The organism is Variovorax sp. PDC80 (assembly GCF_900115375.1).
GTDB lineage: Bacteria > Pseudomonadota > Gammaproteobacteria > Burkholderiales > Burkholderiaceae_C > Variovorax.
This window is the reverse complement of sequence record NZ_FOWG01000014.1, coordinates 34836-54411: the sequence shown is the minus strand read 5'-3', so window position 1 is coordinate 54411 and position 19576 is coordinate 34836. Positions and strand designations below refer to the sequence as shown.

Sequence of the window (19576 nt, the reverse complement as noted above, 5' to 3'; positions counted from 1 at the left end):
CACTCTTGTTCAAATCCGGAAAGCCATGGATCGCATCACTAAATCACTGTTAGATGAATCATCTGCAGAACATGACCTTGCTTCTCTTCCGGAGGACAAGAGGTTCGAGCATTTTGCGGCACTCCTGACTATCGGTCGATTCGTATCGGAAGCGCTAGAAACAACGGACGTAGTTGTCGGCGCGGCCGGCGACACTGGTATAGATGCTCTGGCCATCATCGCAAATGGCTCTTTGATTGAGAGCGCTTCCGAGGTCGACGAGTTGGCCGAGCGAAATGGCTACCTTGACGTAGCTTTCGTTTTTGTTCAAGCAGAGCGCTCGTCTGCGTTTGAGACTGCAAAGATCGGGCAGTTTTCCTTTGGCGTGCAAGACTTTTTTAAAGAAAAACCTGCGCTGCCCCGCGGTCGAGATGTTTCGGAACTGGCCAATATCATGTCAGCTGTTTACAGACAGAGCAGCAAGTTCAAGCGAGGAAATCCAGTATGCCGCATGTACTATGTGACGACCGGTACTTGGACTGGAGACGTTGCGCTTGAGGCGCGACGTAAAGCTGCGGTGGATGACCTTGTCGCATTAAGAATATTTAGAGCAGTTGAATTTTTTCCTATTGACGCGGAAGGAATTCAACGTCTCTACAGAGAAAGCAGAAATTCTATTTCCCGGGAGTTTGAATTTGCACAAAAAACGGTGGTGCCGACCATTGAAGGCGTAACCGAGGCCTACGTTGGATTACTGCCTGCACCTGAGTTTCTTCGACTTATTGAAGATGAAACTGGCGAGATGCTCAAGGGGATTTTTTACGATAACGTCCGGGATTGGCAGGACTTCAATGCCGTAAACAGTGAAATTCGCACTACGCTTGAATCTCAAGCGACTAGGGCACGCTTTGCACTTATGAATAATGGCGTGACCATAATTGCAAAAACAATGCGGACAACGGCCAATAGATTTTATATCGAAGACTATCAGGTCGTGAATGGATGCCAAACGAGCCATGTAATTCATGATCAAAGATTGTCAATAGATAATTCAGTAATGATTCCCTTGAGATTAATCTCGACACAAGATGACGAGGTTATTGGTTCTATCGTTAAGGCAACAAATCGCCAGACGGAAGTTCGAGAGGAGCAGCTTCTTGCATTGTCGGACTTTCAGAAGAAATTGGAGGCTTATTTCAATGCATTTGAAGAGTCTCAACGACTCTACTACGAACGGCGTTCACGTCAGTACAGCAATGCTGGAGGAATTGAGAAAACACGCATTGTCACCCCAGGCGGACTTATTCGTGCTTATGCATCCATGTTCTTGGAGGAGCCGCACCGTGCGACAAGAAGCTATCGGCGAATTCTCGATCGGGTTGGTGTTGATCTTTTTGCGGCTGGAGACAAGCTAGAGCCTTATTATCTTGCTGCGTTAGCGGCGTATCGCTTAGAGTATTTGTTTAGAAATCAGGTGTTGGATGGACGGTTGAGGGCGGCGCGCTACGAAATCCTTCTCGCCGTTCGATTGGCTGAGATGCCTTCCCCACTACCTCGTATGAATTCGCACGACATGGAGCGGCTGTGTAAGCCGTTAAGTGCCAAGCTGTGGAATGCGGGGTTGTCAGAGAAAATGTTCTCCGCTGCTTCGGAAATGGTTTTGAAAGCGGCGAAGAATGATTTGGACGTTGCCTCACTAAGAACTGAGCCCTTTACGGATGCACTCAAGGAACTCGCCATGCCTGCGCGAAGGCAAGTGCACAAGCGTGCGCGACTAAATCCTAGGCGCTAGACAACCGCGGAACCGCATCTTTGAGTGAATTGATTGAACCTCAATTCTTTAATAGTTTTTGATTCCTTGTTTTTCCTAATACGACGTCTAGGGGAATTCGCTGCGTCCGCGCTCAAAGAAAACGGATATGGCTTCGTTTTCAATGACTTATTAGGGGAAGTCGGTCTTTGGGGCAACATGATGAAAGTCGCTCGCTCTGTGGAGCGACAGCCAATTAGGGCGAGCAACTAGCCAACTCTCGCGCAAGTGGCTTAGTACGACAACGTCAAATTCAAGAACACCCCCTTCGCCCGCCCCGCCACCCCTCCCAGCGTGGTCCGGTACTGCAAGCTCGCATCCACATGCGAGCGCTGCGCGTTGTAGCGGTCCTCGTTGAACCAGTAGCGCAGGTTGATGCCCACGCCCGCGCCGGCCGACCAGCTCGATCCGCGGTCGGACAGGGCCACGCTGTCGAAGCCCGCGATCGGCACGCCGTTCGCGCGGTTGCGGTTGGAGAACCAGTCCGCGGCGAGCGTGACGTGGGGGAAGAACACGAGGCGGTCGTTGTAGTCGGTGACGAAGCTGCGCCCGATGCGCACCTCGCCCGCAGCAAAGCCCTGGCCGCGCTTGAGGCGGCCGCTGCCGTCGGCGAGCACGTTGCCGGCGGTGTCGCGCACGGTGTAGGCGGCCGGCATGTCGAGCAGCGTGTAGCCAGCCTGCAGGTAGCCTTCCATCGTGAACCAGCTGCGCGTGTCGAGCCGCCGGCCGGTGCCCTCGTAGAAGCCGTAGAGCAGGTAGGCCTGCCAGCCGCCCGAACCGGTATCGGCGCGATAGTCGAGGGCCGCGGAGCGGTTGTTGAGCTGGCAGCGCAGGCTCGCGGGCGCGGGATCGATGGCGCCGGAACGCGTGGCGCTGCCCAGCATGAACTGCCGCTCGAGGCCGAAGGTGAGCCCGGTCGCGGTGTCGGGCGTGTAGCGCACGCCGAGGGCGCCGCTGGTCGAGGGCAGCCCCGCGATGCCGCGGGTGCGCTGCTCGGGCGTGATGCCGATGCCGCCGCAGGGGTTCTGCACGAGCTGCGCGGCGGTCACGTCGGTGCCGGCGTGCAGGGTGGTCGAGAGGCGGCCGTAGACGTCGAAGATGCTGCGGTTGGTGTTGAGCATGCCGCTCGGGCGCCAGAACACCTCGGTGGTGTTGAAGCTCGCGTTGCCGGGCACGGCCACCGGCTGGCCGGGCAGTCCGAAGGAGGCGGCATGCGCGCCGCGGTAGCCGACGGTGCTGTTCACGCCCCATTCGCGCGAATAGCTGGCGATGGTGCTGCGCAGGTCGTGGAGTTGCTGACGGTCGAGCGAGAGCCAGCCCACGTCCTCGTCGTCGACGGCCTGGCGCAGCGTGGCGGCCGCTCCGGCGCGGTCGCCGGTGCCTGCCGCCGCCTGGGCCTCGTCGAGCAGGTTGCTGCGCGGGGCCTGGCCGGTATTGCGCGCCGCGACGAAATCCTGCAGCGCGAGCGCGGGGTCCTTGTTGGCGATGTGCAGGTAGCCGCGCTGACGCAACAGGGTGGCGTCGGCGGGTTGCGCGGCGATCGCGGTGTCGAGCCGCTGCAGCGCCTGCTGGCGTTCCGCGGTCGTGCCCGCGGCGAGCGTGGTGGTCAGCAGCTTCTGGCGCGATGCGTCGTCGGGCCGTTCGGCCGCGGCCTGCTTCGCCAGCGCGATGGCCTCGGAATAGCGCTTCTGCGCATAGGCCGCGTAGGCGCGCGTGGCGGCATCGCCGGCCTTCGGCGTGTCCCAGGGCGCGAGCGCGCAGGCCGAGCCCTCGGGCGTGTCGTTGCAGAGCTTCACGGGCGCATAGGCGGTGACCGGCGGCGTGGCGGGCGAGCCCCAGCCGCTCGAGGCATCCTCGGCCCGCTGGCGGCGCGAGCGCACCTGCGTGTCGTCGGGCGGCAGCGGCGCGAGCAGCGTGCGCGCGCGTTCGCCGTCGCGCGCGGCCAGCGCGAGATCGGCGCCGATCAGGCGTGCGTCGCGGCGCTGTGCCTCGTCGAGCTGCGCGTCGGCGATCACGGCATCGACATCCTGTTGCGCCTCGCCGCCGCGCGACAGCTGCTGGCGCAGGTAGGCGCGCTGCAGCCGCAGCGGCGCGCTGTCGTCCTGCGCTGCCATTGCCTCGGTGGTCGCCTGTTCGGCGCCTTCGAGGTCGGGCACGGCCTGCAGCGCATCGATCAGCAACTGGCGATGGCTCGCGACATCGGGCGCGATGCGCACCGCCTCGCGCGCCTCGTCGACGGCCGCGCGCGGCTGCTGGCGCGACAAGGCGTCGTAGGCCTTCTGCGCATGCTGCAGCGCGATCGATCGGCCGGCCTGCCGCACGCGCGCGGCGATCTCGGCGGCGTTCGGCGCGCCCAGGTCCAGCGCGGTGGCCGCGGCCTGCACGAGTTCGTCGTGGCGCTGCTGCCGCGCGAGCGCGTCGAGCCACAGCAGTGCCCAGGGGCCCTGGCTCGGATCGGCGCGCACGGCTTGTTCGGCCGACTTCGCCGCCTCGGCATCGCGACCTTCGGCGTAGTCGCGGTAGGCCTGCGCCGCGAGCGGGAAGCCCGCGCGGTAGGCCTCGGTGCCGGGCGTGCCGTCGGCGGGCGTGGCGCGCAGGTTGGCCAGTGCCGTGCGCAGCGCCGCGTTGCCATGGCCCTGGTCGATGGCACGCTCGGCCGCGCGCGCGGCCTCGTCGGCGCGGCCCAGCTTCTGCAGCGCATACACGCGCAGCAGGTGCACGCGCTGCGCGGCGGGTTGCAGCCGCAAGGCGGCATCGGCGCGCGCGAGCGCGGTCTCGAAGTCGCCGCGGCCATAGGCCTTGAAGGCCTGGTCGGCCAGTTGCCAGGCACGGCCATGCGACGAGCGCTTGCGCGGCGCGGTGCGCGTCGGCACCGGCGCGGCGCCGGGCGTGGAAGCGGTTGAGGTCGAAGGCGCGGCCGGCAGCGAATGCACGGCGGCGAACGCGGGCACCGCGGGCCAGGCCGCGGCCAGCGCGACCGCCAGCAGCGTGCGGTTGTCGAGCCCCTTCATGCCGGCACTCCCTGCGCGCCCTGCGGCGCGAGCGGCGCCAGCACCGAATCGCCGCGCTGGAACGAGATCGCCTCCTCGAGCGTGCCCGCGTCGAGCCAGCCCTGTTCGAGCAGGATGCTGCCGAGCTTGCGGCCCGTGCCGCGCTGGATCGTGAGCGCGTTGTCGAGCTGCGTCTCGTCGATCGCGCGCCACGACAGCAGCACCTCGCCCAGGCGCTGGCGCTGCTGCACCAGCTGGTCGGCCGAGGGGAAGTCGTGCATGGTCTTGTCCCACACCAGCCGCTTGCCGAACAGCTTGTGCGAGAGGAACAGCTTCCACGCGCGCGCCGCGGCCATGGCATTGATGAAGTTGCCGATCACCATGCGCGGTATCGACAGCAGCCCGTGCTCCCAGCCATAGAGCGCCGACACGAAATGGAAGCGCTGCGCGAAGCGCAGCAGCAGCGCCACGGCATTGAGCTCCATCACCGTCATGAGCCAGCCGCCCGACTGGAAGATCGACGGGTAGTAGACGGTCCACCAGCCCATGGCGTCGGCGAAGAAGAAGACCAGGAAATTGAGCATCAGCAAATAGCCGAGGATGGCCACGAAGGCGGTGAACAGGCCCTTGCGGTCGCGGAACAGCAGGTACTTGGTGGCCAGCGAGCCGGCCCAGCCCATCTGTTCCCAGCCCTGCAGGCCGATGCCCAGGGTCCAGCGCGCCTTCTGCCGGTAGGCGGTACGGAAGGTGTCGGGGAAGTACTCGCGCACGCCCAGCGGCATGCGCAGCGAGCCGAGCTTCTCGCGGCCCGCGCCGAACCAGGCGGTGCGCCGCGTCACGTACTCGACGTCGAACTTGCCGAAGATCTGCTTCATGCCGAGCCGGCCCAGGCGCGCGCCGATGTCGTAGTCCTCGGTCAGGCTGGCGGTGTTGAAGGGCTGGTTGTCGAGCTCCGCGGCCAGCGTCTGCAGCGCGCGATGCGAGAAGCAGGTGCCGACGCCGGCCGAGGGCACCATGCGCGACAGGCTCTCGCGCACCACGAGGTCCTTGCTGTGCCACTCGGCGAACTCGTCCATGTAGGTGCCGGCCACCAGCTCGAACCAGTGGCGCTCGAGCGAGGTCACGGGCAGCTGGATGAAGTCCATCCGCGGCAGCAGGTAGTTGAAGTACTTGAGCTCGAGCGGATGCAGCACGTCCTCGCTGTCGTGCAGCACGACGCCCGCGAAGGGTTCGCCCATGGTGCGTTCGTGCTGGAACAGCGCCTGCACCACCCAGTTGAGGCAGTCGGCCTTGCAGGTGGGCCCGTCGTGCGGCACCTCCACGCGCACCAGCTGGCGGTAGCGCCGGCGCATGCGTTCCACCTCGGCGATGGTGCGCGCGTCGTTGCGGTAGGTGCCGACGAAGATGGCGTAGTTCTTGTACTCGAGCGTCGACACCATGTTGGCGAGCATCGGCGCGATCACGTCGTACTCGAGCCAGGCCGGCACCATGATGGCCATCGGCTGCTCGCGCGCCGCGCGCAGCTGCGCGGCGGTCAGGCGCCGGTAGCGGCGGCGCACGGTCAGCGAGCGGTAGATCTCGCGCACCCAGTACCAGGCGTCGACGAACAGGTCGTCGATGCTCGACAGCAGGATCACCACGCCGACGACCGCGGTCACGATCTCCAGACCGCGGTAGTAGTCGGCCAGCAGGAAGGGTCCGTAGAGCTCGAACATGCGGCTTCGGTCGGATCCTTACTGCTGCGACTTGCGCGCGTGGCGGCGCCGCGCGCGCCAGGCCAGCAGGATCAGCAGCAGCAGCGCGAACACGGCCACGCCGATCACCGGCATGCCCCAGGCGGCGTACGAACGCCATTCGAAGAACGCGCCTTCGCCGCCGCGCCGAGCGCTCTCGTCCGCGGGATTGCCGCTGTCGAGCCAGCTCACGGGGCCGTCGGCGCCGAGCATTGCGATGTCGCCGCGGTTCAGCACGAAAGGCTTGGCCGGCACCACGGGGCGCGCGCCGATCGGCTGCCATTGCATGCCGTCCTGGCCATGGGCGCGGCTCACCTCGATGGCGCTCAACTGCGACAGGTCGTCGAGCTCGAGCCACGGCGCCTTGCGGCCGTGGATGCGCAGGCTCGCGTCCTTGACCTCGACCTTCGAGGCGGCGCCGTCGACCGCCACCTGCAGCGCGAGGAAGGGCTTGCTCGGCGAGAAGGCGCCGGACTGGGTCACCACCAGCTCGGAGCGCACCGGCGTCACGCCGGCGGCCACCGCCATGCGCACCAGCCGCGCGAGGCTCGCGGGCGCGTCGGCCAGCCAGGCCTGCGGCACGGCGACCTGCGGGTTGCCCGACATCAGCGGCAGCAGGCCGACGAAGCTGCCGTCGGGCTGCGCATCGCCCGCGCGCACGAAGCTGGTGGGCAGCACGTTGACCGGGAAGCCCTGCGGCATCTCCTGGCAGTCGTTCGAATAGGGCTGGCGCTGGAAGGACACGCGCACCACGTTGCTCAGGCCCAGCGCATAGCCGGGAATGCGCGCATCGAGGCGCTCGGGTCGACCATCGGCCTCCAGGCGCTTGGCCGACAGCAGCACGTCGTTCCAGAACACCGAGGCCACGGGACGCGTGGACGAAGCGCCGGGCGCGGCCGCCACGTCGATCACCAGTTCGGAAGGCATGCGGCCGTTGGCCGCGACCACGCCCAGCGGCAGGGTGGCGGTCCACTCGCCGCGCGACACCACGTCGAAGCCGGCCTCGCTGGCGCCCAGGCTGTTGAGGCGGATCGCCGGACGTTCGCTCGCATCGGGCGCGTCGGCCGTGCGCACGCCCGCCTGGCGCGACACCAGCAGGTTGCGCCAGGTCTCGGCGAAGACGCCGGCGGCCTGCGCGCCTGCGTTCTCGGGCACCACGATCACCGGGTGCGCGCCGAGCGTGGCGAGGCGCACCTGGCCGGCGCTGGCGGCGTCCGCGGCGAGCGCGGTCTGCTGCTCGCGCCAGAGCGCGAAGGCGCGCAGCGCGTCGGTGTCGCCCGCGAACTGCACGGCCAGCGCCTCGAGCGCCTTGGCGATCTGCTGGCGCAGCGCCGCATCGGCCACCAGCACATCGCCGCTGGCCGCGGTGGCGCCGAGCACCAGCAGCGCGCCGACCTCGGCCTCGTTCTTGAGTTCGTAGCGCGCATTGCCGCCGGCGAGACCGGCGAAGGCCGGCAGCGCGGCGAGCCCCGCGGGCACCTGCCAGCCCGAGGTGTCGACGATGTCGCCGGCCACCGGGAAGGCCTGGATCTGCACGCGGCGGTTGGCCTGCTCGAGCGCGACGCCGAGGCGCCAGGCGCTGTCGTAGCTGGTCTTCGAGAGATTGCGCGAAGCCACCAGCAGGACCGGGCGCGCGGGCAGCGTGGCCCAGGCATCGGCGAGGCTGGTCAGCGCGCCGCTGTTGAAGCGGTAGTTGAAGCGCGTCTCGGGCGAGATCGCGAGCACGTTGCCGGTCGAGCGCTCGAGTTCGCAGACGCGGCGCGCCACGTTGTTGGACCACTGGACGCCGAGGCGCACGAAGTTCGCCGTGCGCGCGACGCCGGTGTCGACCTTGAGGTTCTGGCTCGCGTCGCCCTCGGCTGCCTCGATGCGGCGCGCCTGCACCGGCCGGCCGTTGACCGTCAGCAGCATCGAGGTGCTGCCGCCCTCGGCCTTGTGATAGCGGCCGCTGAAGTCGATGCTGGCCTCGGCCAGCGCGAGGCCGCGCGGCACCGGCAGGTAGAACTCCTGGCGGCTGTCGAAGCCGTTGAGCAGCACGGTGTCGCCGATGCCGAGGTCCGACAGCGCGAAGCTGCGGTTGACCCAGGTCTCGCCCTGCAGGCGTTGCAGCGCATCGCTCGCGGGGCTGGCGTGTGCGAGGAAGGAGGTGCTCAGGGCGAGCAGGGCGATCGGGGCGATCCGTCGTGAGAACAGAGAAGGCATGGAGAGACTCGGCAGGAAAACTTGAATAAAGAGGGGCGGCGTTCGGCGCTCAGGGCACGAACTCGGCGGTGTGCCGTTCGCACAGCACGTCCACGATGCGCTGGCTCGCGCGCGCGTCGCCGTAGGGATTGCCGCGGCGACAGAACTCGGCGTGCACGGCGGGGTCGTCGAGCAGGCGGCGCGCCTCGCCCACGATGCGCTCGGGCGAGGTGCCCACCAGCCGCACGGTGCCGGCGGCCACGGCCTCGGGGCGCTCGGTCACGTCGCGCATCACCAGCACCGGCTTGCCCAGCGAGGGCGCCTCTTCCTGCACGCCGCCCGAGTCGGTCAGGATCAGGTAGGCGCGCTGCATGAACCAGACGAAGTCGAGGTAGCCCAGCGGCGCGATCAGGTGCACGTTGGGCAGGCCCGACAGCTGGGCCTTGACCACGTCGTGCACGTTGGGGTTCAGGTGCACCGGGTAGACGATCTGCACGTCGTCGCGCAGCGCCAGTTCGCGCAGCGCGGCGCAGATGTTGCGAAAGCCCTCGCCGAAGTTCTCGCGGCGGTGGCCGGTGACCAGCACCAGCCGGCGCCTGGCATCGACCCAGCCGTGGCGCTTCTCGAGCGTGGCGGCCAGCGGGCGGTCGGACTCGAGCCGCTCGACCGTGGCCGCGAGCGCGTCGATCACCGTGTTGCCCGTGACCCAGATGCGCCCCGGCGGCTTCTCGGCGAGCAGGGCATCGCGCGAGGAGGGCGTGGGCGCGAACATCCAGCTGCTGACCGAATCGACGAAGCGGCGGTTGAGCTCCTCGGGGAACGGCGAGCGGATGTCGCCGCTGCGCAGGCCGGCCTCGACGTGGCCGACCGGAATGCGGCGATGGAAGGCGGCCATGGCGCAGGCCGCGGCGGTGGTGGTGTCGCCGTGCACCAGCACGCAGTCGGGTTGCTCGGCCTCGAGCACCGCGTCGGCGCCCGCGATCAGGCGGCCGTAGAGCCCGTTGAGCGACTGGTTGGGTCGCATCACGTCGAGGTCGTGGTCGGCCTCGAGGTCGAACAGCGACATCACCTGGGTCAGCATCTCGCGGTGCTGGCCGGTCACGCACACGGTGCTGCGCACGCGCGGCTCGCGGCGCAGGGCGGCGACGAGGGGGGCCATCTTGATGGCCTCGGGACGGGTCCCGAAGATCGACAGTACGTGCATTTCGAGGAGTCAGTGGCTGGTGCCGACGCACAGCCTCCCCGCGTGTGGACGCAAGGCGGCGGCAAGCCGGACACGAACAAATGAATAAAGGGGTACTCGCGTACCCCCTCAGGGCGGGACCGGTCTGCGCCGTCTGACCCTCGAAGCGGACAGTGTAACTAAAGATTTAACAAATCATCAACAACTGAAAACGGAAGTGTCTACTTTTTGGCAGTTCTGGCCGCCAAGGCGGCGGCCAGCCGGCTCGGCTAGGCGCGTCGCGCCACGTCCACCACCGCGGCCGCGAAGGCCTGCGGCGCTTCCTGCGGCAGGTTGTGGCCGATGCCGCCGTCGACCTGCCGGTGCTCGTAGAAGCCCGAGAACTTCTTCGCGTAGCTGGCGGGCTCGGGGTGCGGCGCGCCGTTGGCATCGCCTTCGAGCGTGATGGTCGGCACGGTGATCACGGGCGCCTTGGCGAGCCGGTCCTCGAGCGGCTGGTACCTGGCCTCGCCCTCGGCCAGGCCGAGGCGCCAGCGGTAGTTGTGGATCACGATCGCGACGTGGTCGGGGTTGTCGAAGGCGCGCGCGCTGCGTTCGAAGGTCGCGGCATCGAAGTTCCACTTGGGCGAGGCGAGTTGCCAGATCAGCTTCGAGAACGCGTTGCGGTTCTTGTCGTAGCCCAGGCGGCCGCGCTCGGTCGCGAAGTAGTACTGGTACCACCACTGGAACTCGGCCTCGGGCGGCAGCGGGTTCTTGCCGGCCTCCTGGCTGCCGATCAGGTAGCCGCTGACCGACACCAGCGCCTTCACGCGCTCGGGCTGCAGCGCCGCCATGATGCAGGCCGTGCGCGCGCCCCAGTCGCAGCCGGCGACCGTCGCGCTGCGGATCTGCAGCGCGTCCATCAGCGCGAAGATGTCGGCCGCCACCACCGACTGCTGGCCGTTGCGCGGCGTGTCGGCCGAGAGGAAGCGCGTGGCGCCGTAGCCGCGCAGGTAGGGCACGATCACGCGGAAGCCCGCGGCCGCGAGCAGCGGCGCGACGTCGACGAACATGTGGATGTCGTAGGGCCAGCCATGCAGCAGGAGCACCGGCGCGCCGTTGGCGGGGCCGGCCTCGAAATAGGCCACGTTGAGCACGCCCGCATCGATGTGCTTGAGCGGCTCGAGGCGCCGCGGCGTGCCGCCGGCGGACGGCGTGTTCGACTGCGCGAACGCGGGAACGACCGCCGCGAACTGGGCCGTGGCGAGGCCGATGGCGGCCTTGGCGAGGAACGAGCGGCGCTCGAGCGGGGAGGAAAGCGTCATGGGAACTCCTTGCGAATGGTGGTGGATGGCATCGGGCCGAAGGCCTGTCGCGCCGGTGTCGTTCGCGGTGCCTGGCGATCGATGGCGCGGATGTTCATTCGCGGGAGCGGCCGGGGGCCGGGGCTGCGTATCGCTGTGTATCCGGGGCGGGTTCGCAGACAGTAAATTTCGTTTTTTCGCGAGGAGGGTCGCTATGTCCAAGGAATCCGTATTCACGATGAAGCTGGAGTCTGAGCTGCGCGACTTCGTGCGCAATCAGCGCGAGGTTCCGGAGCTCGAAGCATTTGTGGCGCGAAAGGTGGAGGCCGGTCGACGCGACGTGCGAGTCGGAGAGGGGCGCCCGCATGACGAGGTCGAAGCGGACTTCGGCGCGCGACGAAAGCAACTGCTCCAACGAAGCATCAAGGCTGACGCGTGACGGTTCGGCGGACTCCTCAGGAATGAGACTATCGATAACTTGAGCCGTCGCATCCGCGCGGCCCGCCTGCCTGCCGACTTGCCCGCGCGGGCAGCTCCTACGTGACGCGGCCGCGCGCTCCATAGACTCGTTCTCAGTCATTGAAGACCCGGACAACGAGAGGACCATCCGAATGAGCTTCGAGGAAAGAATCGACCTGTGGGAGCACGCGTTCATCTGCCGTGCGGAACCCGACGGCAGCGGCCGCTACCTGGCGCGGCTCGACTATGCGGGCGGCCCCGCCTTCATCGCCGATGAACTGCCCGCGGACGACCTCGGGCACGGCAGTGCCGAGGAGGCGCTGCGGCAGGCCCAACTGCAGGCCATGCGATGGGTGCACGACCGAACGGGCGACGCGCAGGGCCATTTCTGACATTTCTGAGCCTCGCGCTTTGAGCGCCGAGCCTCGGCAGGCTCAGGTTGCCGGCGATTGCAGCGCGGCCGCGAGGAATTCCACCAGCGCCGCCACGCGCCGGCTCGGCGCACCGCCCGGAAAGACCGCGAACAGGTCGATCGGCCCCGCCACGTAGCCGCCCAGCACCCCCTCCAGCGCACCGGCCTCGAGTTCGTGCCGGATGTCCTGCCGGTTCTTGAAGATCACGCCCACGCCGTTCACGGCCCATTCGCGCAGCACCGAGCCGTCGCTGGCCTCGCGGTCGCCCGACACCTTGACGTTGAAAGGCCGACCGCCGTCGCGGAAGGTCCAGGCCGCGAGCGGCGCACCGGGGCGCGCGAGCACCAGGCAGTTGTGCTGCGCCAGTTCACTGGGATGCGTCGGCCGGCCGTGCGCGTTCCAGTAGGCCGGCGCGGCGCAGACCAAGCGCTCGCCGGGCACCAGCAGGCGGGCCTGCAGGTTCGAGTCGGGCAGCGGACCGAAGCGGATCGCGAGGTCCATGTGGGTCTCGATCAGGTCGATGGTGCTGTCGCTGAGATGCAGCCCGATGCGCACGCGTGGATGGCGCTGCTGGAAGGCGTCGAGCAGCGGCCGCAGCTGCGAGCGGCCGAAGTCGTTGGTGGCGGTGACGCGCACCGGGCCCGATAGCTCGCCCTGCTGGCGCAGGCCGCCCAGGGCCGCATCCCATTCCGAGACGATGCGGCGCGCATCCGCCACCAGCGCCTCGCCTTCGTGGGTGAAGGCCAGCCGTCGCGTCGAGCGCTGCATGAGCCGCGCGCCCACCTCCTGCTCGAGCTGGTTGATGGCCAGGGTCACGGTCGAGGTGGCGACGGCGCGCTGGCGCGCGACCCCCGAGAAGCTGCCCCATTCGGCGACGTCGATCAGCAGGCGCAGGGCATCGATCCGATCCATTGTTCGAAAATGTCGAAAGGTGATTTGGAGATGCGCCGGATTATCAATGGATCGATGCAGAAATACGATCGCGGCCATCGACCAAGGAACCCCATGAACATCCACTTCAACCACCGCCGCGTGCTGGTCACCGGCTCCACCAACGGCATCGGCTTCGCCACCGCCCGGGGCTTCCTGGCCGCGGGCGCCGAGGTCGTGATCAATGGCCGCAGCGAGGCCGGCGTGGCGGCCGCGTTGGCGCGGCTGGGCGACGCGGCCTCGCGCGCCCACGGCTTCGCGGGCGATCTCTCGACGTCCGAGGCCTGCGCCGCGCTGCAGGCGCGCCATCCCGAGTTCGACATCGTGGTGAACAACCTCGGCGTCTTCGGCCCGCAGGACTTCTTCGACACGCCCGACGCGGAATGGGAGCGCTTCTTCCAGACCAACGTGATGTCGGGCGTGCGCTGCGCGCGCGCCTATGCGCCGGGCATGGTCGCGCGCGGCTGGGGCCGCATCGTGTTCGTGTCCTCGGAGTCGGCGCTCAACATCCCGGCCGACATGGTTCATTACGGCTTCTCGAAGACCGCGCAGCTGGCCGTCTCGCGCGGCCTCGCGAAGCGGCTGGCCGGCACCGGCGTGACGGTCAATGCCGTGCTGCCCGGACCCACGCTGTCCGAAGGCGTGGCCGACATGCTGCAGGCCGAGGTGGAGGCCTCGGGCCGCGGCCTGGAGGCAGTCGCGGCGGACTTCGTCACCACGCAGCGCGGCTCGTCGATCATCCGCCGCGCCGCGCGCGTGGAAGAGGTCGCGAACATGATCCTCTACGCCAGCTCCGAGCAGGCCTCGGCCACCACCGGCGCCGCGCTGCGCGTCGATGGCGGCGTGGTCGACAGCATCGTCTAGCGCCGCCTCCTCTCCCGATTCCCTTCGTCCCGTTCCAGCCGCCCGCGCCACCGCGCGCGAGCGGAGGACGGGGCTCGTCCGCAAGCTTCCTCCAAGGAAATTCCCATGTCCCATCCGTACCCGATCCTCCAGGCCATCGAAGAGCGCCGCACCACCAACCTGTTCGATCCCGCGCGCGGCATCAGCGACGAGCGCATCGAGGAACTGGTGCGCCTGGCCACGACCGCGCCGACCTCGTTCAACCTGCAGAACTGGCGCTTCGTCGCCGTGCGCACGCCCGAACAGAAGGCGCGGCTGCGCGCGCTGGCCTGGGACCAGGCCAAGGTCAGCGAAGCCGCCGTGACCTTCATCGTCTGCGGCCAGCTCGCCGACCACCGCACGCTGCCCGATCGCCTCGCGGGCGCCGTCGAGGCCGGCTTCATGCCGGCGGAGATGGTCCCGGGCTGGGAGGGCGCGGCCAAGAGCCTCTACTTCGAGCAGCCGCAGCGCCAGCGCGACGAGGCGGTGCGCAGCGCGACCTTCGGCGCCGGCGTGCTCATCTACGCGGCGCACGCGATGGGGCTGGGCTCCGCGCCGATGATCGGCTTCGATGCGCCCGCGGTCGCCGAGGCCTTCGCGCTGGCGGCCGACGAGATCCCGGTGCTGCTGCTGGCCATCGGCTACGCCACGCCCCAGAACTGGCCGCGCAAGCCGCGCCGGCCGCTGGCACAGGTGCTGCAGTTGGTCTGAGCCGCGGCGCTGGGTTCGAGTCGTGCCTCTGGCGACGCGGCCCGAGCCGCCCCTGTCGGCGCAGGCCGACGCCCCGAAGGGCAAAAGGACGAAGGGCGGCGCGCGGCTTCCGGTGCGCAATGGGTTAAGGGGGTGAGGACTCCCGTCACCAGTTGCCCACCATGGTCGATCTCCCATCAGGTCACGACCCCTCGAGCGGTCCGTCGTCCGACGAACTCTCGCGGTGGGTGAGGAGCGATCAGCTGCTGTCGGTGCAGCGCAGCGTGCGTGCCGTCGTGCCCTCGGGCATGGCCGTGGGTTGCGTGACCGCCGGGGTCGCGCTCTATGCCTCGGCGCACTGGGCCGGGCCGGCCACCTGGCTGCTGCTGGTCGTTCTGTCCAATGCCTACCGGGCCCATGTGTGCCGGTCGCTGCGCGAGGTCGAGCAGGCCGTGGCCGGCATGGACGAGCGCGAACTCGCGAGGCGCTTTCGCCGCATCACCTTGTCGTCCCTGCTGTCGGGCTGCGTGTGGGCACTGCTGCCGTTGTTCTGCGACAGCGACAACCCGTCGGAAACGCTGTTCTTCCTGACCATCGTCTGCGGCGTCTGCGCCGGCTCCGTGATCTTCAGCGCGGCCTATGCGCCGGTGCCTATCGTCTTCGTGACGCCCGCGCTGGCCGCCGTCACCGCGTGGCTGCTCCATGCCGGCGGCTTTCATCACAACGCGCTCGCGGCGATGGTCTTCGCCTACCTGTGCACGCTGGTCTACGCCTCGCGGCGCGGCGAGCGCGCGTTTCGCGCCAGCAGCCGGCTGAAGAACGAGGCGCTGTTCATGGCGGCCGAGCTGCAGCGCACCCATGCCGAGTCCACGCGTGCGACGCGCGAACTGGACTTTCGCGCCAACCACGATTCGCTGACCGGCCTGCTCAACCGCGAGGGCTTCGCGAAGGCGGCCGCGCGCTTCGAGGCCGCGCAGGCGGACGTGGCGCCGCATGCCGCGCTGATGCTGGATCTCGACGGCTTCAAGGCCATCAACGACGCCTTCGGCCACAAGACCGGCGACCGCGTGCTGCAGGACGTCGGCCGGTGGCTGCAGCAACGGCTGGCGCAGCATGACGCGGTGGTCGGCCGCTGGGGCGGCGACGAGTTCGCGGTCTTCTATCGCCCACAAGGCGCGGCCGATGCGCCCGAGCACGTGGCGCAGGGGCTCATCGATTCGATCGGCCATGCCACCTCGCACTACGGCGGCCAGCTCGGCGTGAGCGTGGGCATCTGCACCAGCCTCGACCGCTCGGCGGAGGAGATGCTGAGCTTCTCGGACGAAGCGCTCTACGAAGCCAAGCGGCGCGGGCGCAACCGCTGCCATCGCTTCGACGAGGTGTTGCACGGCCGCCTGCTGCGCCGGCGCGACATCGAGCGCGACATGGTCGAGGCCATGGCGACGCGCGCCATCTGCGCCTGGTACCAGCCGATCCTCGCCGACCGCGGGCGGCGCCTGCACAGCCTCGAGGCCGTGCTGCGCTGGCGGCATCCGAAGCACGGCTGGGTCGCGCCGGGCGAAGTGATCTTCGCGGCCGCGAGCACGGGCCTGGCCGAGCGCCTGCTGCGCCACATCCTCGAGGAGGTCTGCCATGGCCTGGTGCAACTCGGTGGCATCGGCGGCGCCTTCGCCGAGCTGCCGGTGGCGATGAACGTGTCGCCGCGCGAGATGTCGCAGCTGCCGGTCGATGTCATCACCGCGCAGGTCCTCGCGGCGCACGGCCTGCCGCCGCGTCGCCTGCAGATCGAGATCACCGAGGAGGTCGCGCTCGACACCTCGACCGCGCGCGCCCGGCTGCGCGCGCTGGCCGAGTCCGGTGTCGCGGTCGCGATCGACGATTTCGGCGTCGGCTATTCCTCGCTGGCCTCGCTGCGCGGCGAGCACGTGCACCAGGTGAAGATCGACCGCAGCTTCGTGTTCGGCCTCGATTCCTCGCCCGCCAGTTGCCTGATGGTGGAGGCGGTGGTGCGACTGGGACGCTCGATGGACATCGAGGTGGTAGCCGAGGGCGTCGAGAGCCAGGAGGAGTTCGAGACGCTCACGCGGCTCGGCTGCCCGCTGCTGCAGGGCTTCTATTTCATGCGGCCGGCGCCGTTGGGGCAGGTGGTGGCGTGGGCGGAGCGGCGCCGGGACTCCCTTCCCGTCACGATGGCGTCGAGGTCCTGAGCGATGGATGCGGGCAGCTTGCGCGAAAGCCGTCGATCGACCCCTGCGTCGCCACCAGCTCCTGCGCCAGCCAGCCCCTGAACGCACGCAGCGGCGGATAGTCCTTCTTCTCGCCGGGATAGACCAGGTAATAGGCCAGGTCTTCGCTGGCCAAGTGGCGATAGGGCACGGCCAGCCGGCCTTGCTCGATGTCGTCGGCCACGAGGAAGTAGGGCGCGAGCCCGATGCCGAGGCTGGCGGTGACCACCTGCACGATCATCAGGTAGTGCTCGAACACCGGTCCCGGCGGCGTGTGTCCCATCTCCACGCCCAGGCTGCCGAGCCAGAAATTCCACGAGTCCATGCGCGAGGCCAGGTGCACGAGCGTGTAGTCCAGCAGCCGGCGCGGCTCGTCGAACGGGCCGTAGCGGCGCAGGAAATCCGGGCTGCAGATCGGCACCACCGCGTCCTGCAGCAGGAACTCCATCTCGGCGCCGCTCCATGAGGCCTTGGCGCCGAAATGAATGGCCGCATCGATGTCCTCGATGTGGAAGTTGAACGGCGACAGGTGGGTGGTGAGGTTCAGGATGACGTCGGGATGGCGCGCCGAGAAATCGGAGTAGCGCGGCATCAGCCACCGTGCCGCGATGCTGGGCAGCACCGCGAGGTTGAAACGGCCGCTGCTGCGGCCCCCGGCCTTGAGCTCGACCGACGCGGCCTCGAGCTTGTGCAGCAGCGGCTGGATGCGCCGCAGGTACGCATCGGCCGCCGGCGTGAGCGTCAATCGCTTGCCTTCACGCACGAACAGCAGCGTGCCGAGTTCGTCCTCCAGGGCCTTGATGAGCTTGCTGATCGCGCCCTGCGTCACGCACAACTCGTCGGCCGCGCGGGTGAAGCTGTGGTGCCGGGCACTGGCCTCGAACGCCAGCAGGCACGAAAGGGAAGGCGTGTGGGTTCGCATTCAATGCATGAGCGTTGGTCATCCACCAAGGAGGAAAAATCGCTTTCGGCCATGCAACGCAATTTTCATAATCGTCGCGGACACGCCGCATTCTAGGGAGAACAGGCGTAATTCCTATCGTTTTCAGGCACGCCATCTTTCTCCGGATCCATGAGCAATGGAATTGGTGGTGACGCCGAATCGGCCGCCTTGGCATGGACCGCACAGGAGAAGAAATTGCCTCACGAGACATCGTTGCCCCGGGTCGTTCGCGCCGCCCGCGGGACCGAACTTCAAGCCCGCAGCTGGCGCACGGAAGGGCCGTTGCGCATGCTGATGAACAACCTCGATCCGGACGTTGCGGAGAATCCCGCGCAACTGATCGTCTATGGCGGCGTGGGGCGCGCGGCGCGCAATTGGGACGCCTTCGATCGCATCGTCGAAACGCTCGAGCGGCTGGACGACGACCACACCCTGCTGGTGCAGTCCGGCAAACCCGTGGGCGTGTTCCGTACCCATGCGATGGCGCCGCGCGTGTTGATCGCCAATTCCAACCTCGTGCCCAAATGGGCCACGCAGGACCACTTCAACGAGCTCGAGCGCAAGGGCCTGATGATGTTCGGCCAGATGACGGCCGGCTCCTGGTTCTACATCGGCAGCCAGGGCACGGTGCAGGGGACCTACGAGACCTATGCGGAGGTCGGGCGCCGGCATTTCGGCGGCTCGATGGAGGGCCGATGGATGCTCACCGCGGGGCTCGGCGGCATGGGCGGTTCGCAACCCCTGGCCGGGCGGATGACGGGCGCCGCGATCCTCGTGGTGGAGTGCCAGCAGAGCCGCATCGACATGCGCCTGCGCACCGGCTACCTCGACGTGCAGGCGCGCGATCTCGCGCATGCGCTCGAACTCGTCGAGGAGGCGCGTGCGCAGCGCCGCGGGTTGTCGATCGCGCTGTGCGGCAATGCCGCCGAGGTCCTGCCCGAGATCGTTCGCCGCGGCCTGTGTCCCGACGTGGTGACCGACCAGACCGCCGCGCACGACCTGCTGCACGGCTACCTGCCCGCTGGCTGGGACGTGGCGCGCTGGGAGGCGGCGCGCGCGAGCGACCCCCGCGCGGTCGAGCAGGCGGCGCGCGCATCGATCGCGCTGCATGTGCGCGCGATGCTGGACTTCAAGGCGCGCGGCGCCGTGGTGTTCGACTACGGCAACAACATCCGCCAGGTCGCGCTCGATGAAGGCGTGACGCAGGCCTTCGACTTTCCGTCGTTCGTGGTGGCCTATGTCCGGCCGCTGTTCTGCGAGGGCAAGGGGCCTTTCCGCTGGGTCGCGCTGTCGGGCGATCCGCAGGACATCTACAAGACGGACGAGCGCCTGCGCGCCTTGTTCCCGCGGGACCAGGCGCTGGGCCGCTGGCTCACGATGGCGCGCGAATGCGTCAGGTTCCAGGGCCTGCCCGCGCGCATCTGCTGGCTCGGCCTGGGCGAGCGACATCTCGCCGGGCTCGCGATCAACGAGATGGTGCGCAACGGCGAGCTCAGCGGGCCGATCGCCATCAGCCGCGATCACATGGACTCGGGCTCGGTGGCCAGCCCGAACCGCGAGACCGAAGGCATGCTCGACGGCTCCGACGCCGTGGCCGACTGGCCGCTCCTGAATGCGCTGCTCAACACGGCCTGCGGTGCCGACTGGGTCAGCATCCATCACGGCGGCGGCGTGGGCATGGGCTACTCGATCCACGCGGGCATGGCGCTGGTGGCCGATGGCACGCAAGGCACCGACGAGCGCATCGCGCGGCTGCTCTGGAACGATCCCGCCACCGGCGTGATGCGTCACGCCGACGCGGGCTACGAGATCGCCGCGCGCACCGCGCGCGAGCGCCAACTGGACCTGCCTTCGCTGGCAGCCTGACTCTGAAGG

Annotated in this window: 14 protein-coding genes; 7 read left to right on the top strand and 7 right to left on the bottom strand. The window is 68.0% G+C overall.

Annotated features, from left to right (window positions below; translation table 11 throughout):
• Nucleotides 1–25 precede the first annotated feature (25 nt).
• Nucleotides 26–1771, top strand: coding sequence for an AIPR family protein (locus BM109_RS32400; protein WP_093352658.1), 1746 nt, complete (start codon nucleotides 26–28; stop codon nucleotides 1769–1771).
• A gap of 251 nt (nucleotides 1772–2022) precedes the next feature.
• Here BM109_RS32400 and BM109_RS32395 read toward each other — a convergent pair whose 3' ends face one another.
• The 5 genes from BM109_RS32395 to BM109_RS32375 all read right to left on the bottom strand — a co-directional run bounded on the left by BM109_RS32395 (nucleotide 2023) and on the right by BM109_RS32375 (nucleotide 11180).
• Nucleotides 2023–4800, bottom strand: coding sequence for an NfrA family protein (locus BM109_RS32395; RefSeq protein WP_093352293.1), 2778 nt, complete (start codon nucleotides 4798–4800; stop codon nucleotides 2023–2025).
• Entirely contained in the window at nucleotides 4797–6494 is a 1698-nt protein-coding gene (locus BM109_RS32390; protein ID WP_093352292.1) for a glycosyl transferase family protein, read from the bottom strand. The genes BM109_RS32395 and BM109_RS32390 overlap by 4 nt, the downstream gene beginning before the upstream one ends.
• Before the next feature lie 18 nt (nucleotides 6495–6512).
• On the bottom strand, nucleotides 6513–8714 hold the full coding sequence (locus tag BM109_RS32385; RefSeq protein WP_093352288.1) for a cellulose biosynthesis cyclic di-GMP-binding regulatory protein BcsB: 2202 nt from the start codon (nucleotides 8712–8714) through the stop codon (nucleotides 6513–6515).
• A gap of 49 nt (nucleotides 8715–8763) precedes the next feature.
• A complete protein-coding gene (wecB, locus tag BM109_RS32380; RefSeq protein WP_093352286.1) occupies nucleotides 8764–9897 on the bottom strand; it encodes a non-hydrolyzing UDP-N-acetylglucosamine 2-epimerase in 1134 nt (377 codons plus the stop codon).
• 248 nt (nucleotides 9898–10145) lie between these two features.
• Nucleotides 10146–11180: an alpha/beta fold hydrolase gene (locus BM109_RS32375; RefSeq protein ID WP_093352283.1), complete on the bottom strand. Its 1035-nt coding sequence runs from the start codon at nucleotides 11178–11180 to the stop codon at nucleotides 10146–10148.
• A gap of 193 nt (nucleotides 11181–11373) precedes the next feature.
• On the opposite strand from BM109_RS32375, the gene BM109_RS32370 reads away from it, so the two are divergent.
• Both BM109_RS32370 and BM109_RS32365 read left to right on the top strand, forming a co-directional pair.
• Nucleotides 11374–11598 carry a hypothetical protein gene (locus tag BM109_RS32370; protein WP_093352281.1) on the top strand — a complete coding sequence of 75 codons (225 nt, stop codon included), beginning with the start codon at nucleotides 11374–11376 and terminating at the stop codon, nucleotides 11596–11598.
• Nucleotides 11599–11770: 172 nt separating this feature from the next.
• Entirely contained in the window at nucleotides 11771–12010 is a 240-nt protein-coding gene (locus tag BM109_RS32365) for a hypothetical protein (RefSeq protein ID WP_057594656.1), read from the top strand.
• Nucleotides 12011–12052: 42 nt separating this feature from the next.
• Here the strand turns inward: BM109_RS32365 and BM109_RS32360 are convergent, their stop codons facing one another.
• Nucleotides 12053–12943 carry a LysR family transcriptional regulator gene (locus BM109_RS32360; RefSeq protein ID WP_093352278.1) on the bottom strand — a complete coding sequence of 297 codons (891 nt, stop codon included), beginning with the start codon at nucleotides 12941–12943 and terminating at the stop codon, nucleotides 12053–12055.
• 93 nt (nucleotides 12944–13036) lie between these two features.
• On the opposite strand from BM109_RS32360, the gene BM109_RS32355 reads away from it, so the two are divergent.
• The 3 genes from BM109_RS32355 (at nucleotide 13037) to BM109_RS32345 (ending at nucleotide 16740) form a co-directional block, all read left to right on the top strand.
• Nucleotides 13037–13825 (top strand): SDR family NAD(P)-dependent oxidoreductase, encoded by a 789-nt coding sequence (locus tag BM109_RS32355; protein ID WP_093352276.1) that lies wholly within the window; start codon nucleotides 13037–13039, stop codon nucleotides 13823–13825.
• A gap of 105 nt (nucleotides 13826–13930) precedes the next feature.
• On the top strand, nucleotides 13931–14554 hold the full coding sequence (locus BM109_RS32350) for a nitroreductase family protein (protein ID WP_093352273.1): 624 nt from the start codon (nucleotides 13931–13933) through the stop codon (nucleotides 14552–14554).
• Nucleotides 14555–14715: 161 nt separating this feature from the next.
• On the top strand, nucleotides 14716–16740 hold the full coding sequence (locus tag BM109_RS32345; RefSeq protein ID WP_093352655.1) for a putative bifunctional diguanylate cyclase/phosphodiesterase: 2025 nt from the start codon (nucleotides 14716–14718) through the stop codon (nucleotides 16738–16740).
• Here the strand turns inward: BM109_RS32345 and BM109_RS32340 are convergent.
• On the bottom strand, nucleotides 16718–17680 hold the full coding sequence (locus BM109_RS32340) for a LysR substrate-binding domain-containing protein (protein ID WP_093352271.1): 963 nt from the start codon (nucleotides 17678–17680) through the stop codon (nucleotides 16718–16720). The two genes, BM109_RS32345 and BM109_RS32340, sit on opposite strands and share 23 nt — an antisense overlap.
• Nucleotides 17681–17830: 150 nt before the next feature.
• Here BM109_RS32340 and hutU point away from each other — a divergent pair, with 150 nt between their 5' ends.
• On the top strand, nucleotides 17831–19567 hold the full coding sequence (gene hutU / locus BM109_RS32335) for a urocanate hydratase (RefSeq protein ID WP_093352268.1): 1737 nt from the start codon (nucleotides 17831–17833) through the stop codon (nucleotides 19565–19567).
• Nucleotides 19568–19576 lie beyond the last annotated feature (9 nt).